This window comes from Bradyrhizobium zhengyangense, from assembly GCF_022012555.1.
GTDB lineage: Bacteria > Pseudomonadota > Alphaproteobacteria > Rhizobiales > Xanthobacteraceae > Bradyrhizobium > Bradyrhizobium zhengyangense.
On sequence record NZ_JAKLTZ010000069.1, the window covers coordinates 1 to 1,592 of the forward strand.

Below are 1,592 nucleotides of genomic sequence, written 5' to 3' on the forward strand. Positions count from 1 at the left end.
CGCTTGACGATCTCGTAGTCGTCGAGCGAGCCGGGCAGGCGGTCCTTCATCGCGATGATGGTTTCGAACGCGAGGTAAGGATTGATCGCTTCGGCGCCGTAGCCGGCAAGGCAAGCGAAGTGGTGCACTTCGCGCGGCTCGCCGGATTCGACGACGAGGCCAACCGAGGTGCGCAGGCCCGTGCGGATCAAATGATGATGCACGGAGGCGCAGGCCAGCAGCGAGGGGATCGGCACCCGGTCGGTGCCGACCATGCGGTCGGACAGGATGATGATGTTGACACCTTCGCGCACGGCGACTTCCGCGCGTGCGCAGAGCTCGTCCAGCACCTGGTCCATACCCGCCGCACCGAGGCCGGCGTGGAACGTGGTGTCCAGCGTGCGCGGCTTGAAGTGCGACTCGGCCACTTCCGGGATCGAGCGGATCTTTTCCAGGTCCGCATCGGTCAGGATCGGCTGACGGACTTCGAGGCGCTTGGTGGTGGCCATGCCCTGCAGGTCGAACAGGTTCGGCAGTGGCCCGATGATCGAGACGAGGCTCATCACCAGCTCCTCGCGGATGGGGTCGATCGGCGGATTGGTGACCTGGGCGAAGTTCTGCTTGAAATAGGTGAACAGCGGCTTGGCCTTGTCCGACAGCGCCGAGATCGGCGTGTCGTTGCCCATCGAGCCCGCGGCTTCCTCCCCCGTGGCCGCCATCGGCGTCATCAGGATCGCGATGTCTTCCTGGCTGTAGCCGAACGCCTGCTGGCGATCGAGCAGCGAGAGGTTGGATCGCACGCCCGTGGTCGGCACCTTCGGCAGGTCTTCCAGCACGATCTGGGTCCGCTCCAGCCACTCCTTGTAGGGATGGCTCTTGGCGAGCTCGGCCTTGATCTCGTCGTCGGGAATCAGGCGGCCCTGTTCGAGGTCGACCAGCAGCATCTTGCCGGGCTGCAGGCGCCACTTGGTGATGATCTGGTCCTCGGGGATGGTCAGCACGCCCATTTCGGACGCCATCACGATGCGGTCGTCCTTGGTCACGAGATAGCGCGCCGGCCGCAATCCGTTGCGGTCGAGCGTGGCGCCGATCTGGCGGCCGTCGGTGAAGGCGATCGCGGCCGGGCCGTCCCACGGCTCCATCAGCGCGGCGTGATATTCGTAGAAGGCGCGGCGCTTCTCATCCATCAGCGGATTGCCGGCCCACGCCTCCGGAATCATCATCATGACGGCGTGCGGCAGCGAGTAGCCGCCCTGCACCAGGAATTCCAGCGCGTTGTCGAAGCAGGCGGTGTCCGACTGTCCCTCGTAGGAGATCGGCCAGAGCCGGCTGATGTCCTTGCCGTACAGCTCGGAGCTCACCGAAGCCTGGCGCGCCGCCATCCAGTTGGTGTTGCCGCGCAACGTGTTGATCTCGCCGTTATGCGCGATCATGCGATAGGGGTGCGCCAGCGACCAGGCCGGGAAGGTGTTGGTCGAGAAGCGCTGATGCACCAGCGCCAGCGCGCTCTCGAAATCCTTCTCGTGCAGATCAGGGTAGTACTTGCCGAGCTGGTCGGCGAGGAACATGCCCTTGTAGATCACGGTGCGGCAGGACATCGAGCAGGGGTAATA

The 1,592-nt window shown here is 64.8% G+C and carries 1 protein-coding gene; it reads right to left on the reverse strand.

The genetic code is table 11. The annotated features are described in order from the left end of the window. The coding region (locus L6639_RS42850; RefSeq protein ID WP_276576273.1) for a glutamate synthase central domain-containing protein at window positions 1-1,592 on the reverse strand (1,592 nt) is incomplete at both ends.